Source organism: Myxococcus sp. AB025B (assembly GCF_006518215.1).
GTDB lineage: Bacteria > Myxococcota > Myxococcia > Myxococcales > Myxococcaceae > Myxococcus > Myxococcus fulvus.
In genome coordinates this window covers 1-13,165 of record NZ_SRLW01000277.1, presented here as the reverse complement: position 1 = coordinate 13,165, position 13,165 = coordinate 1, and the positions used below count along the sequence as shown (strand labels likewise).

Sequence of the window (13,165 nt, the reverse complement as noted above, 5' to 3'; positions counted from 1 at the left end):
GGCTCATCACGGGGCTCCTTTCCGGGGCGGTGCCAAGGGCTCCCCCTGACGGTAGGCACGCCCGCCGCCAGCGCCCCTCCCCGCATGCCCGCGGAAGTAGGAATCCCGGCCACCACTCCTCACCCCTCCCGCACGGCAAGCGGCCGAGGGGGCTTCCACTCAACCGGCCGCCCCAGGCAGACTATGTCCGACTTACGGTCTCTACATTCTCAGAGGCCGATAACCGCGGCGCGCCGCACCACCCGAGAGAACGCGATTCATGGCAACTGGTACCGTGAAGTGGTTCAACGATGCGAAGGGCTTTGGTTTCATCGTGCAGGACGGTGGTGGTGAGGACGTGTTCGTCCACCACACGGCCATCAACATGGATGGCTTCCGGACGCTGCAGGAAGGCCAGAAGGTGGAGTTCGAGGTCGGCCGCGGCCCCAAGGGCCTCCAGGCGCAGAACGTTCGCGCGGGCTGAGCCTTCTTCCAGTCCTGGACGTGCCTGAAGCCCGTCTCCGCGTCGCGCGGGGTCGGGCTTCTTCCTTTCCGTCGGGGCGCGGGCTTTGCGAGGCTGGGCCGCCCATGCGCCTGCCCCGCTTCCCCCGAGTCATCGGCTTCGACGATGGGCCCTTCCCCCGCCGCGCGGGAGTCTCCGTGTCCCTGGCGGGCGTGGTCTGCGCGGGCACGCGCTTCGAGGGGCTCGTCTGGGGGCGCGTGCGCAGGGACGGCTGGAACGGCACGCGCGAGGTGTGCCGGCTGCTGGAGGGCGGCAAGTTCCTGCCGCAAGTGCACCTGGTGTTGCTGGATGGCATCGCGTTCGGCGGCTTCAACGTGGTGGACCTGCCCGCGCTCGCGGCGCGCCTGGGCAAGCCGTGCGTGGCGGTGATGCGCAGGCCGCCGGACCTGGACGCGGTGGAGCGCGCACTGAGGCGGCTGCCGCGCGCGGACGAGCGCTGGGCCACGCTCCGCCGTGCGGGGCCCATCCACCAGCTTGCGGGCTTCACCTTCCAGGTGCAGGGCGCCGGGCCCGACGACGTGGCGGAGGCGCTCCGGCGCGTGACGGACAGGGGCCACGTGCCGGAGGCGCTGCGGCTGGCGCACCTCATCGGCTCGGCGGTCGTCACCGGGGAGAGCAGTCAGCGCGCCTGAGTCGGATGTGACTCGACCTCCACGTTGGGCGCGGAGGATTGCGCTGGCGTGAGATGGGGATGCGCGCTGGTGGCAATGTTCCATCGTCCCGGGTCTGTCGCGACACAATTCCTTTCGACTATTCCAGGGCGGACAGACTGTCCGGGGGTGGTTTCGGAGTGGCCCGGATGTTTGTTATTGTTTGTCCTCCCCAGGAGGGAGGGCTCCATGTTCGAGGTCTCCAACGATACGAACCGCCGCACCGTCACGGTGCGGTTGAAGGGCTTTGTCCGACCCAATGAGATGAAGGATTTCGCCGCGGCCTACCGGACCGCGACGGATACGTATGCGAAAGGCCGGCACCTGGTGCTGGCGGATATGCGGGGCTTGAAGGCGCTGGAGCCGGAGTCGGCGGCCATCTTCGGCGAGGTCGTCCAGTACGGACGCGAGCGGGGCTGCCTGGTGTGCGTGCATGTGTCGGACTCGGTCATCGCCCGGCTCCAGACGGCGCGCGTGGCCTCCGAGACGGTGACGGAGAACGGCGACATCACCGTGAATTGTGTGTCCATCGAGGAAGCCGACAAGCAGCTCGCCAAGGCCCGCACCCAGCACTTCCTGGTGAACGAGCCCGCGGTCGCCCACGCACGCTGACGACAGTCTCATCTCCCCGCGCGGGCCCCCTCCTCGACGTCACCGTCGCGCCCGCACGGGGATTTCCCACCCTGGCAATCCCTGTCTCGAGGACGCCGGCTCACCCCGGCCTGGCGGTGCCATGTCTCGAGACACGGCCGCGGAGGTGACGCGGCGGGAGCGGGCGTGGCCCCGTGGGCCCATCGTCTGCCCGCGTGGGCTTGCCGGGGCGTCAGCGGCGCGAGCGCGCGTGCTCCAGGTAGGCGCGGACCAGGGGCGAGACGGGCAGGCGCAGGGCGGTGTCCAGGTCGATGAACGCCGCCCAGGTGACCTCGCGGTCATCGATGGTGAGCGTGGGCTCGTGCTCCACGTCGAGTTCGAGGAAGCGGACGTGGTCCTCCTTGTTCTCGGAGGTGCCCACGGTCTCGAAGACGGGGCGAAGGGAGGACACGTCCGCGCGCAGGCCGACCTCCTCGTGCAGCTCGCGGGCACCGGCCTGCTCGGGGGACTCGTCCCGGTCCATGCCTCCGCCGGGCATGCTGAGCGGGTGCTTGTAGGAGTTCTGGAGGAGCAGCACCCGGCCGGCGTGCCACACGCCGACGAAGACGCCCTGTGTCCTGGGGTGACGCACGAGCCAGTACAGCCGCGCCAGCGTGTACGCGCCCCGGTACCCCGTGCGCGCGAGCGCATCCACCCACCGCTTCACCGTGACCTCCTTCCGGCGGAACCCGAGCCCCCGTCATAGCAGGGACGCGAGGGAGGCCCCTACCGCGCGCGGACCTCGGGCGGCACCTGCGCGAGCCAGCCCACCTCCAGCACGCCCCACAGGCCCAGCAGGATGGCCTCCGCGGCGTCGTGGCGCAGAGAGGTCGGCCTCGGCGCGCCGGACCACGCGATGACCCTGCGCGCCAGTCCATCCGCCGCGTCCTTCGCCTGCCCCCCGCTGCGCTGCTCACGTGCGTACAGGAGCCGCTCGCGCCAGTCCTCGGCGGAGACGCGCAGCACCGGCAGCGCGCGCCGTGACGCCTCGCGCTCCCAGACGTCCGCCACGGGCCCGCCGCCCTCCAGGACCAGCCAGGCCAGCTCTCCCGTGCCCGCGAGGACCGAGGGCACCGCGCGCTTCAGCCGGGACTGGCTGCCGAAGTTCTGCGAGCGGTACGTCCGCAGCCGCCCATCCGGGCCGTACAGGGCGAGCCCCGAGCGCAGGCCCAGGTCCACGGCGAGCAGGCCCGGCAGGGAGGGCTCAGACGACTCCATTGCGCCACGTGCAGCGGTAGGTGACGTCGGCGGAGGTGAAGCCCGCCACGGTGACGAGCGGCTGCACGGCGCCGGTGGCGCGCAGGCCCGCGCGCAGGGCGCCCTGGGTGAAGTAGCGGATGGGGCCGGCCTCGTTCATCCAGAGGTCCACCTCGTTGGAGGAGACATCCTCGATGCGGGCCTCGGTGTAGTTGTTGCCGGAGCGGAACATCTGCTGGGCGCGGCCCACGCCGCGTCGCGGGCCCAGAAGCTGGATGACGCTGAAGAGGGCGCGCCCCATCGCCGTCTCGCGGTAGCCGTCCACCATGCGCTCACCCAGCAGGGCATAGCCCTCCTCGGGGGGCACGTCGGGGTGCAGCTCCTGGGCGGCGACGCGGACGGCGGAGCACCAGATGTCGAAGTCGTAGGCGGGCCGGAGCTTCTTCTTCAGGTCCAGGCCGACCTCGTGCAGGCGGTCTCGCAGGACGGGCGTGACGCGCCCCGCGAGTCCCCTCACGAAGAGCCCTTCGAAGGTGTGCTCGAAGACGAGCTTCTCCGGCATGTTCACCAGTGTACTCTGGACCCATCTGGCGTTGCAGCGGGGAACGAAATCACCATGGGTCTCCAACGAGAGCTGGCCGTGCTGGCCATGAACGCGACGCCGCTGCCGGGCAAGACGAACTTCCTGGAGGAGCTGGGGTGGGTGACGCCGGTGCCGGCGGTCCGGGGCTCCATCGGGGCGGTGGCGCACGAGCCGTTCCTCGCGTTCGAGAACAAGCGGCTGTTCGACTTGCTGGTGGCCTTCACCATCGCGGACTTCCCGGACGACGTGGGGTGCTCGGACTACTTCAATCCGCACAGCCCCTGGTACAACGTGTTCTACGGCGCCTATGGCGTGCGCTCGTACAAGCGGGACGGCAACCCCTGGGGTTTCCGGAGCGATGGACGGGTGGACGTGGAGGAGATGCTGGAGATTCCGCGGCTGGACTACAACTTCCTGACGGCGGGGGAGCTGGGGTGCCCGGCGTCGCGGATGTGTTTCGAGCCGCTGGAGGTGACGACGGGGCGGCAGGGCGCGTGGCACAGCGCGGACGTGGCCTGTCTCATCCCCAGCGGGTTGCATCGCACCGAGGACGCGCAGGCGCCGGACCTGAGCTACTACGCGGTGTTCGGCGTGCCGGAGGAGGACTACCTCGCCGGTGGCCGGGAGAGCTACGAGCCGGTGAGGATGCGAGGGCGCATGTACTTCCGCCCCGTCGCCGAGCGCCTCACCCTGGTCTGGGGAGGACTGTGCCCGGACACGCCGGACGGACAGGCGCTCATGCGCGCCATCCTCGACACGATGACGCCCGTGTACACGGGCGGGTGAGCCGCGTATCGCCCAGGAGCCGACAGCGCGCCACCGCTGCGTGGGTGCGCATCCTCGCGCGCCGGTAGCCTCCACAGGATGAAACGAAGGACTGGCTCGAGAGTCGGGCTCCACCTCCTCGTCCTCATCCTCTGCGGCCTTTTCGCCTGCGCCCATGTCGATGAGGGGAGTGGCGGTGGTTTCGGGCGGAACAGCGCGGAAGCACGCATCACCCACCTGATTTCGGAGGGTCGGTTCGCGGAAGCCGAAGCGCTGGTGTCCGAATCAGCAGCCTCGGGACTCATCGAGTCCTCCGCCGCGACGGCCTTTCGCCGTCACATCGCGGACCTCTCGATGAAGCTCGGAGAGATTCCCGCCCGGCTCCAACGCGTGCCGAACTTCCCCGCCAGGCTCAAGGACTTCACCCGTCACGACCTCCAGAAGATGTACGACGCGGAGAACTTCACCCTCGCGACGAAGAAGGAGCTGCAGACTGCGCTCAAGCTCCTCAAAGATGTGGCGAAGGACAACTCGCGACTCCTCCAGAAGCAGTGAGCCCCATGCACCCGAGCCCGCACGACCTGCTGCGACTGCTGTCCGAAGCCAAGCGCCTGGACTGGGGAAGTCCCGAGCAGCTCCGACTGCTCGAACGTCTGCGAACGAGCTGCCCCGCGCATGTGCCGGGTCTGCTCCTCTCCAGCCGGGCGCTCCTCTGGGGCAAGCCCGAGCCCACCGAGGACCCCGAGGCCTTCTTCGCCTCCGTCGAGCAGCTCCTTCACGAAGCCCTGGAGTCCTCCGACCGGAGCCCCGAGGCGCTCATCGGCATGGCCCGCTTCCAGAGCGTCGTCCGAGATTCGCCCCAACAAGCAGAGGCCCTCTATCAGGAAGCCTCCAACCGGGCGTTGAGTGCACTCGAGGAGTCCTGGGCCGGCCTCATCGAGTCCCTCGTGGAGCAGGGGAAGACCGAGGAGGCCGCGCGACTCGCCACCCGCGCTCGCGCCCTGTTCCCCGACTCCACCGCCATCGCCGAGGCCCACGGCTCCGGCGGACTCGACAAATGAACAGGGCCCGAGCCAACCGCCTCGGGCCCCGTGTTTCATGCAGACGGTGTCACGCGGCCTGACTGGGCCCGGACTCCACCGGCTTCACGGCGGGCCCGGCCGCGGGCGTCTTCTTGCGACCCCAGCGCCCCACCCGCTCCATCGCCGCGAACACCACCGGCACCACCAGCAGCGTCAGGAACGTGGACGTGATGACGCCGCCAATCACCGAGATGGCCATGGGCGCCCGGAACTCCGAGCCCGTCCCCGTGCCCACCGCCGTCGGCACCATGGCAATCGCCATCGCCGCGCTCGTCATCAGGATCGGACGCAACCGTCGAGGCCCCGCCTTCATCAGCGCCTCGTCCACCGAGTCACCCTCGCGCAGGTGCTGCAGCGCTCCGTCGATGAGCAGAATCGCGTTCTTCGTCACCAAGCCCATCAACAGGATGATGCCAATCATCGCGCCCATCGACAGGTGATAGCCCGTCAGCACCAATCCCAACAACGCGCCCACCAGCGCCAGCGGCAAGGACGCCATGATGGTGAACGGGTGCTTGAAGGACTCGAACTGGCTCGCCAGCACCATGTAGATGAACACGAACGCCAGCATGAAGGCCGTGCCGAACGCCTCGTTCTGCTCATCCATGCTCTTCATCTGGCCGTCATAGACAATCGTGTACCCCGGCGGCAGCGGCGCCAGCGCCACCTGCTCCTTCAGCTTCGCCGCGATGTTGCCCAGCGCCGCGCCCTTGCCCAGCTGTGAGAACACGGCAATCTGCCGCTCGCGGTTCTCGTGCTCGATGACGCTCGGCCCATCCCGCAGCTCCACGCTCGCCACGTCCGTCACCGGCCTCAGACCCCGGGGCGTGAACACCTCCAGCTGCCGCACCCGCTCCGGCGTGCTCCGGTCCTTCTCCGCCAGCCGCACCCGGATGTCCGTCTCCGTCGTGCCCTCGCGCAGCTTCGCCACCACGTCGCCACCAATCGCCAGTCGCAGCTGCGTCGCCAGCCCCGCCGCGTTGACGTCCGCGTCGCTCGCCCGCGCCCGGTCGATGTGCACCTGGAGCTCCGGCTTGGGCGGATTCGCCTCCACCCGCACGTCCGCCGTCCCCTCCAGCTTGCGCAGGATGTCGGCGATTCGCTCCGCCTCCACCTGCACCCGCGCCAGGTCCGGCCCCGTCACCCGCACCATGATGGGATAGAAGTCCCCCCCCATGCCCTCGAGGATGGGCGGGTCGCTCAGGTTCACCCGCGTGGCCACCAGCCCCGTGAGCAGCTCGCGCGCCTCCTCCTTCAACTGCGGGATGCCCTTGGTGCGCTCGCCCTTGCCCACCGTCAGCACGCGCAGCCGCGCCTTGTTCACGTCGCCGTTGGTGCCCACCACCGAGTAGACCGCCGTCACCTCCGGCAGCTTGCGCAGCAGCTCCTCCGCCTCCCCCGTGCGCGACTCCGTCTCCGCGATGCTCGCCGAGTCCGGCAGCTGCAAATCCACCATGAACTGCGAGCGGTCCTCCGCCGACAGGAACTCCAACCCCAGCCGGCTCGACGCGCCGAACGACACCACCAGCACCACCACGGTGATGCCCGTCGTCAGCCACTTGTGCGCGAGCACCCAGCGCAAGATGCGCTCGTACACGCGCTCCGTGCCATCCAGGAAGGCGCGCAGCCACGCCGCCACCGCGTTGTCCTGGTGCACCTCGCCCGGCCTGCGCTGCTTGGCGAGCCGCGCCGACAGCATCGGGTCCAGCGTGAAGGAGATGAACAGCGAGATGAGCACGGCGACCGAAATCGTGATGCCGAACTGCTTGAAGAACTGACCGACGATGCCCGGCATGAACGCCACCGGCACGAACACCGCCACCAGCGACAGCGTCGTCGCCAGCACCGCGAGGCCGACGTCGCGCGTGCCGTTGGCCGCCGCGCTCATCGGGTCCTCGCCCTTCTCCAGCCGGTGGGTGATCGCCTCGCGCACCACCACCGCGTCGTCGATGAGCAGGCCGATGGCCAGCGACAACCCCAGGAGCGTCATCTGGTTGAGCGTGTAGTCCAAGAGGTACATCGCGAAGAACGTCCCCAGCACCGACGTGGGCAGCGCCAGCGCGGAGATGAACGTGCCGCGACCATCCAGCAGGAACAGCAGGATGATGAGCACCGCCATCGCGCCGCCGAAGATGAGCGCCACCCACACCTCGTGCGCGTTCTCCTTGATGAGGTCCGACTGGTCGATGAGCAGCCGCGCCGTGAAGCCCTGCCCCACCTCCGGCCCCATGTCCTTGAGCACGCGCTTGACGTTGTCGCTCACCGCCATGGTGTTGGAGCCCGGCTGCTTCACCACGTCCAGGATGACGGCGTCCTGCCCGTTGAGCCGCGCCACCGTGCGCCGCTCCGCCACCCCGTCCGTCACCGTCGCGATCTCCTCCAGGCGCACCTGCGCGCCCGTGCGGCTGCGCGCCACCGGCAGCCGGCGGATCTCCTCCACATCCTTGAACTGCCCCAGCGAGCGCACCGTCAGCTCGCTCGAGCCCAGCTGCAGCCGGCCCGCCGGCAGGTCCAGGTTCTCCGCGCCCACCCGCTGGGCGATCTCCAGCGGGGACACGCCCGCCGCGCGCGCCTTGTCCAGGTCCAGGTCGATTTGAATCTCGCGCGTGTCGCCGCCGGTGATTCGCACCTCCGCCACGCCCTCCAGCTGCGCGAGCGCGGGCTTGATGCGGTCATCGATGAGCCGGCGCAAATCCTGGGAGCGCAGGTCCGCGGACACCGCGTACGTGAGGATGGGCGTGGCAGACAGGTCCACCCGGCCCACCACCGGCGCGTCCGCCGTCTGCGGCAGCTTGTTGGCGATGCCCGCCACCTTGTCGCGCACCTCCTGCACCGCGCGGTCAATGTTGGTGGACAGCTTGAACTGCACCACCACCGTGCTCAGGTTCTCGCGGCTCCAGGAGTGGATCTTGTCCACGCCGCTGATGCCCGCGACGGCATCCTCGATGGGCTTGACGACCTGGGTCTCGATTTCGCCCGGGCCCGCGCCCTTGTAGACGGTGCTGACGACCACGACGGGGAAGGCCACGTCTGGATACAGGTCCGTGCCCAGCCGCCCCAGGCCCATCAGGCCGAGGACGACGAGGCACAGCGACAGCATCGTGGTGAAGACGGGCCGACGGATGGAGACGTCGCTCAGGAGCATGGCGGCGTCCCTCTACTTCACGGTGACGCGCGAGCCCTGCGACAGGCTCGGCGTGGGGTGGTCGATGACCGACTCGAACTCGGAGCGCGCCAGCACCACCACCTCGCGCTCGCGCCGCTCCAGCACCTGCACGTCCACCCGCTTCACCTCGCCGCCCGAGCCGACGATGAGCACGTGGTCCCCGTTCGCCGAGGACAGCGCCGAGCCCGGCACCACCCGCGCGTCCTGGTCATCCCCCAGCTGGAGCACCGCGCGCGCCAGCGTGTGCGCCACGAAGCGGCCGTCCGCGTTGGGCACCGCCAGCTCCACCGGCACCCGACGCGTGGCCGGGTCCGCGGAGGGCAGGATGGTGCGCACCACCGCGTCCTCGGTGAAGGCGCCGCCGGCGATGGACTCCACCCGCACCTTCTGGCCGGGCTTGAGCCGGGCGCGCAGCGACTCCGCCACCGTCGTCTTGAGCAGGAGCGTGTCCAGCCGCTCCAGGTTGAACAGCGGCGTGCCCGGCCCCACCGTGGCGCCCGTCTGCTCCGGCGCGTCGATGAGCGTGCCCTCGAAGGGCGCCTTCAGGTCGTGCCGACGCCGGGCCGCCCGCGCCTGCGCCAGCTGCGCCTTGGCCGCGAGCAGCTGCGCCTGGGCCTGCGCCGCCTGCGCCGCGGTGGAGCGGTTCTGCAAATCACTCACCCCGCCCTCCTTCTGCAGCGTCTGGTTGCGCGCGGCCACATCCGCGGCCATGTCCGCGCCCGCCTGCGCCGCCGCCACCGCGGCCTCCGCCTGCGCCACCTGCGCGTCGGAAATCTCCACGTCCAATTGCCCCAGCACGTCCCCCTTCTTCACCACCGTCCCCTTGCCCACCTTCACCGCGGCCAGCCGCCCGCCCACCTCGAAGCCCACCTGGAGCATCTGCGCGGGGAACAGCGTGCCTGTCACCTCCTCGCGCGGCGCGGCCTTCACCGTGCGCGCGGACACCAGCTTCACGGAGGGCGGCGCGGCCTCCGTCTTGGCTCCGGCGGCGGGCGTGGAGGACGCATCCGCGCGGGAGCAGGCGGACACGGACAGCGTCGCGGCGACGAGCCCCGCCACGGCGAGCGCCCTGGGGGCGTTTTTGGAGAGGTTCACGGACGTTTCCTCGGGGTGTGACGGGTCTTCGCGCGGGCGGGTGCCCGTCGCGTGGAAGTCTTGGGCCGCTGCGCGCGCGCCGGAGTCCGGGCGGGAGCGGGCGTCTCGAAGCGCGGCACCGTGCCGCCTTCACACAGGCGCTGGAGCGTGTGCGCCCAGGCCGTCAGGTCCGGCTTCTGTTGCAAGTGAACCATGCGCTGGGCGAGCAGCACGAACGCGCCGACGATGAACGAGGCGAACAGCCGCGCGTCCATCTCCTGGTCCACCGCGCCCGCCTCTTGCAGCCGCCGGAAGTCGTGCGCCACGCGCTCCACCTGCGCGTCCGTCATGCGCCACAGGAGCGACTCGAAGGGCGTGCCCTGGCTGCCGTTGACGAGCACCGCGACGATGTCCCGGTGCGCCCACATCAGCTCGAGCGACTCCAGGTCGAAGTCGATTTCCGTCTGGAAGAAGCACTGGTAGCGCTCGGTGCGCTCCAGCCTGTCCCTGGGGCCGGGCAGCCCGTGCTCGCGCAGGTGGCGCTCCATCGCCTCCATCCGCCGCGAGTTCATCGCGTTGAGCCGCGCCTCGAACGACGTCAGCACCTGGGCGAACAGCGCCTCCTTCGACTCGAAGTGCAGATAGAAGGCGCCCTTGGAGAGGCCACACGCGGCGGTGATGTCCTCGATGCGCGCCCCGCGCAGCCCCTTGCGGGCGAACTCCGCGCGGGCGGCGGTCATCAGGGCTTCCCTGGCATGGGGGTCCGCGGGTCTCGGCATGACGGACCCGTTACTAACCCGCCAGTCAGTAATGACGCAATGTGAGTGAACGGCGGGTCAGAAACCCCACCGTCAGTCCACCTGGGAGGCCGGACTCACGGCTGGGGAGTACCCGCTCCCACACGCGCCAGGGCGGTGCAGAGGGGACACGCGGCGGGGCCGTGGGGCACGTCGCGGCGGTGCAGGTCCAGCACGGCGCGGGAGATTTCCGCCAGCTCGCGGCGCACCTCGCGCCGGGCGCCCTTCACGCGGGCGATGCTCATGTCGTCGTACTGGGTCGTCTGGTGACGCATCCAGGCGATGACGGCGGCCTCGGCGCGGCGCTCCACGGGGATGCGCTCCGTGCGGGCCACGGTGCCGCTACCCACGGGGGTGGCGTGCGCGGAGACGAGCACGGCCAGCTTCTTGGCGTGGGAAAGCCACGCGGGGGAGAAGGCGAGGAAGCGCAGGACGCTGTTGGCGAAGTCGACCTCGTACTGCTCCTGCTCGCGGGCGCGGCGGTCGCGGCCGGCGGCCAGCTTCCTGGCGTAGGCGGGGGTGGCGCGCTCGGCGTCCAGCGCGGCCTTGGCCTGGAGGATGTGCGGCTCGGGGGCCCACACGCCCCGGGAGAAGAGCTTGCGGCCCACCTTCTCCACCACCGTCCAGGTGGGGCCCGCGGCCTTCACGCGGCGGGTGAGCCCGGCGTCACCGGGAGGCAGCAGGACCCAGCCCTCCGGCACGGAGAGCACGCGGCCATCCGGGGCGCGCACGCGGCGGGGGTCCGAGGTGGGGGCGAACGTCAGGGATTCGGGCATGGCGGTGTCCGGGGGGCGGCTCACATAGCACGGGCGGGTCCAAAGCCTGCTAAATGGCGCCTCGCGCCCTGGCGGTCCGGGCGCGGGAGACACTCTTCGCGTGGGAAGTGCCGGCATGTCCCTCCTCAGGCTCACCTTCCTCGGCACCTCCGCCGCCCAGCCCACCCTGCACCGCAACCTGTCGGGCCTCGCGGTGAAGGCGGACACGGACCTGCTGCTGTTCGACTGCGGCGAGGGCAGCCAGCGGCAGATGGTGCGCTTCGGCACCGGCTTCACGGTGGACGCGGTCTTCTTCACGCACTTCCACGCCGACCACTACCTGGGAATCATCGGCTTCTTGCGCACGCTGGGGATGATGGGGCGCGAGCACGCCATCCACCTGTACGGTCCACCCCCGGCCAGGCGCCTGTTGCACCAGGCGGTGCACCTGGGCGTGGAGGCCATGTCCTTCCCCGTCGAGATCCACGAGGTGAAGGACGGCGACGTGGTGCGGCGCAACGGCTACGCGCTGCACGCCATCGGCGTGGACCACCGCATCAACGCGCTGGCGTACGCGCTGGTGGAGGACGAGCGGCCGGGGCGCTTCAACCTGGAGAAGGCGCGCGAGCTGGGGGTGCCGTCGGGGCCCAGCTTCGGCAAGCTGCAGAAGGGAGAGAGCGTCACGCTGGAGGACGGGCGCGTGGTGAAGCCCGAGGACGTGCTGGGCGCGCCGCGGCCGGGGCGCAAGCTGGTCATCTCCGGGGACACGCGGCCGTGCGCCGCGGTGGTGAAGGCGGCCCAGGACGCGGACCTGCTCATCCACGAGTCCACCTTCTCCGACGACGAGCAGGCGCGGGCGCTGGAGACCCATCACTCCACGGCGCGCGAGGCGGCGCGGGTGGCCCGCGAGGCGGGTGCGCGCCGGCTGGTGCTCACCCACCTGTCCAGCCGCCACGACACGGACCCCGCGAAGCTGCTCGCGCAGGCGCGCGAGGAGTACAAGGGGCCCTGTGAGGTGGCGTACGACGGCTTCACCCTGGAGCTGCCGCTGCGCGACTGACGCGCGGCGGCTCCGCGGGGACGCTCGGCTTCGTTACTGAATCTTCTCCGCCTCGGCGCGCAGGGCGGTGGCCGACTCGGCGTCCACCTTCTGCAGGAGCTCCCACTCCATCTCCGGGTCGCGGTTGAAGGTGGTGCCGTCCGCGCGGGGAGCCGGGTCGTTGAACTCCGACTGCTGACGGCCGCCGCTCTGGGCGCCGCGGGACTCGGTGGACAGCTGCTTGTAGTACTCGATGGCGCACTGGCCGGGGCCGCGCTCGACGGCCTTCACCAGGTAGCGCACCTGGGTGGTGCCCAGCGACGAGGGGGCGCCGTGCATGAGCCACTCGGTGGACGCCTCGAAGCCCTCCTTGCCCGCGCGCATCGAGTAGCCCTTCTCCTTGAGGAGGGCCAGCGCCTGCGGCCAGACCTCGGCGGCGGGCTTGCGGTAGACGTGGGCACGCGCCTTGTCGTTGAGGAAGGCCTCGCGGCGGCGGCCGGCGCAGCCGGTGGCGGACGTCAGACAGAGGGCGGCGACGACGAGCAACGACAACGCCCCGAGGCGGGACTGGGACGGGTTCATGCGCTTGACTCCAGGGAATGTGAGACGGCCGGAACATCCCTCACCGCTGCCCCGTCGCCAAGTCCCCGGGGGGAAGGTTGCCGGGGACAACCATCTCATCGCGGCGGTCTACGCTCGGCGTGTGGGCTGGGGCGGGTGTGTGCCCACGTGTTCGAGGATCTGCGCGGAAACCAGGGCGGGCGCCTCCAGGGGAGCGAAGTGGCCCACGCCTGGGAGGAAGCGCACCTGGGGAGGCAGCTCGAACCAGGGCTCCAGGTCCTCGGTGAGTTCGCGGCCCAGGGCGCGGTCCTCCTCGGCCCAGACCAGGCGGAAGGGGGCGCGGATGCGGGGGTAGCCCTGGAGG

16 protein-coding genes are annotated in these 13,165 nt (G+C 70.5%); 7 read left to right on the top strand and 9 right to left on the bottom strand.

Annotated features, from left to right (window positions below):
- Positions 1-259: 259 nt before the first annotated feature.
- The 3 genes from FL311_RS33535 to FL311_RS33525 all read left to right on the top strand — a co-directional run bounded on the left by FL311_RS33535 (position 260) and on the right by FL311_RS33525 (position 1,764).
- Positions 260-463, top strand: a complete 204-nt coding sequence (locus FL311_RS33535; RefSeq protein ID WP_046710823.1) for a cold-shock protein — start codon at positions 260-262, stop codon at positions 461-463.
- 104 nt (positions 464-567) lie between these two features.
- Positions 568-1,134, top strand: coding sequence for a DUF99 family protein (locus FL311_RS33530; RefSeq protein ID WP_141331707.1), 567 nt, complete (start codon positions 568-570; stop codon positions 1,132-1,134).
- Positions 1,135-1,341: 207 nt separating this feature from the next.
- Positions 1,342-1,764 (top strand): hypothetical protein, encoded by a 423-nt coding sequence (locus FL311_RS33525; RefSeq protein WP_141331705.1) that lies wholly within the window; start codon positions 1,342-1,344, stop codon positions 1,762-1,764.
- Positions 1,765-1,975: 211 nt separating this feature from the next.
- Here FL311_RS33525 and FL311_RS33520 read toward each other — a convergent pair whose 3' ends face one another.
- The 3 genes from FL311_RS33520 to FL311_RS33510 are packed head-to-tail and all read right to left on the bottom strand — an operon-like array spanning position 1,976 to position 3,541.
- The gene (locus tag FL311_RS33520) at positions 1,976-2,449 is read right to left on the bottom strand and encodes an NUDIX hydrolase (protein ID WP_141331703.1); all 474 of its coding nucleotides are present in this window, start codon (positions 2,447-2,449) and stop codon (positions 1,976-1,978) included.
- 59 nt (positions 2,450-2,508) lie between these two features.
- The gene (locus FL311_RS33515) at positions 2,509-3,000 is read right to left on the bottom strand and encodes a hypothetical protein (RefSeq protein ID WP_141331701.1); all 492 of its coding nucleotides are present in this window, start codon (positions 2,998-3,000) and stop codon (positions 2,509-2,511) included.
- The gene (locus FL311_RS33510; RefSeq protein WP_141331699.1) at positions 2,987-3,541 is read right to left on the bottom strand and encodes a DUF2378 family protein; all 555 of its coding nucleotides are present in this window, start codon (positions 3,539-3,541) and stop codon (positions 2,987-2,989) included. Before FL311_RS33510 ends, FL311_RS33515 begins: the two co-directional genes overlap by 14 nt.
- Before the next feature lie 54 nt (positions 3,542-3,595).
- On the opposite strand from FL311_RS33510, the gene FL311_RS33505 reads away from it, so the two are divergent.
- The 3 genes from FL311_RS33505 (at position 3,596) to FL311_RS33495 (ending at position 5,388) form a co-directional block, all read left to right on the top strand.
- Positions 3,596-4,348 carry a hypothetical protein gene (locus FL311_RS33505; RefSeq protein WP_141331697.1) on the top strand — a complete coding sequence of 251 codons (753 nt, stop codon included), beginning with the start codon at positions 3,596-3,598 and terminating at the stop codon, positions 4,346-4,348.
- 255 nt (positions 4,349-4,603) lie between these two features.
- A complete protein-coding gene (locus FL311_RS33500) occupies positions 4,604-4,882 on the top strand; it encodes a hypothetical protein (protein WP_141331695.1) in 279 nt (92 codons plus the stop codon).
- Between the two features lie 5 nt (positions 4,883-4,887).
- A complete protein-coding gene (locus FL311_RS33495; RefSeq protein ID WP_141331693.1) occupies positions 4,888-5,388 on the top strand; it encodes a hypothetical protein in 501 nt (166 codons plus the stop codon).
- A 49-nt stretch (positions 5,389-5,437) separates the two neighbouring features.
- Here FL311_RS33495 and FL311_RS33490 read toward each other — a convergent pair whose 3' ends face one another.
- The 4 genes from FL311_RS33490 to FL311_RS33475 form a co-directional block, all read right to left on the bottom strand.
- Positions 5,438-8,554 carry an efflux RND transporter permease subunit gene (locus FL311_RS33490; RefSeq protein ID WP_141331691.1) on the bottom strand — a complete coding sequence of 1,039 codons (3,117 nt, stop codon included), beginning with the start codon at positions 8,552-8,554 and terminating at the stop codon, positions 5,438-5,440.
- 12 nt (positions 8,555-8,566) lie between these two features.
- Entirely contained in the window at positions 8,567-9,670 is a 1,104-nt protein-coding gene (locus tag FL311_RS33485; protein WP_141331689.1) for an efflux RND transporter periplasmic adaptor subunit, read from the bottom strand.
- Entirely contained in the window at positions 9,667-10,389 is a 723-nt protein-coding gene (locus FL311_RS33480; RefSeq protein WP_228557260.1) for a TetR/AcrR family transcriptional regulator, read from the bottom strand. Before FL311_RS33480 ends, FL311_RS33485 begins: the two co-directional genes overlap by 4 nt.
- Positions 10,390-10,523: 134 nt before the next feature.
- Entirely contained in the window at positions 10,524-11,222 is a 699-nt protein-coding gene (locus tag FL311_RS33475; protein ID WP_141331685.1) for a DUF2293 domain-containing protein, read from the bottom strand.
- A gap of 115 nt (positions 11,223-11,337) precedes the next feature.
- On the opposite strand from FL311_RS33475, the gene rnz reads away from it, so the two are divergent.
- On the top strand, positions 11,338-12,261 hold the full coding sequence (gene rnz, locus FL311_RS33470) for a ribonuclease Z (protein WP_141331683.1): 924 nt from the start codon (positions 11,338-11,340) through the stop codon (positions 12,259-12,261).
- 33 nt (positions 12,262-12,294) lie between these two features.
- Here rnz and FL311_RS33465 read toward each other — a convergent pair whose 3' ends face one another.
- Positions 12,295-12,822 carry a hypothetical protein gene (locus tag FL311_RS33465; RefSeq protein WP_141331680.1) on the bottom strand — a complete coding sequence of 176 codons (528 nt, stop codon included), beginning with the start codon at positions 12,820-12,822 and terminating at the stop codon, positions 12,295-12,297.
- A gap of 108 nt (positions 12,823-12,930) precedes the next feature.
- Positions 12,931-13,165 (bottom strand): alpha/beta fold hydrolase (locus FL311_RS44355; protein ID WP_368668601.1); only part of this gene is annotated, 235 nt, incomplete at its 5' end.

Coding starts and splice junctions, on each gene's coding strand:
- FL311_RS33535 (WP_046710823.1), top strand. CDS start 260: ATGGCAACTGGTACCGTGAAGTGGTTCAACGATGCGAAGGGCTTTGGT.
- FL311_RS33530 (WP_141331707.1), top strand. CDS start 568: ATGCGCCTGCCCCGCTTCCCCCGAGTCATCGGCTTCGACGATGGGCCC.
- FL311_RS33525 (WP_141331705.1), top strand. CDS start 1,342: ATGTTCGAGGTCTCCAACGATACGAACCGCCGCACCGTCACGGTGCGG.
- FL311_RS33515 (WP_141331701.1), bottom strand. CDS start 3,000: ATGGAGTCGTCTGAGCCCTCCCTGCCGGGCCTGCTCGCCGTGGACCTG.
- FL311_RS33510 (WP_141331699.1), bottom strand. CDS start 3,541: ATGCCGGAGAAGCTCGTCTTCGAGCACACCTTCGAAGGGCTCTTCGTG.
- FL311_RS33505 (WP_141331697.1), top strand. CDS start 3,596: ATGGGTCTCCAACGAGAGCTGGCCGTGCTGGCCATGAACGCGACGCCG.
- FL311_RS33495 (WP_141331693.1), top strand. CDS start 4,888: ATGCACCCGAGCCCGCACGACCTGCTGCGACTGCTGTCCGAAGCCAAG.
- FL311_RS33490 (WP_141331691.1), bottom strand. CDS start 8,554: ATGCTCCTGAGCGACGTCTCCATCCGTCGGCCCGTCTTCACCACGATG.
- FL311_RS33480 (WP_228557260.1), bottom strand. CDS start 10,389: ATGACCGCCGCCCGCGCGGAGTTCGCCCGCAAGGGGCTGCGCGGGGCG.
- FL311_RS33475 (WP_141331685.1), bottom strand. CDS start 11,222: ATGCCCGAATCCCTGACGTTCGCCCCCACCTCGGACCCCCGCCGCGTG.
- rnz (WP_141331683.1), top strand. CDS start 11,338: ATGTCCCTCCTCAGGCTCACCTTCCTCGGCACCTCCGCCGCCCAGCCC.
- FL311_RS33465 (WP_141331680.1), bottom strand. CDS start 12,822: ATGAACCCGTCCCAGTCCCGCCTCGGGGCGTTGTCGTTGCTCGTCGTC.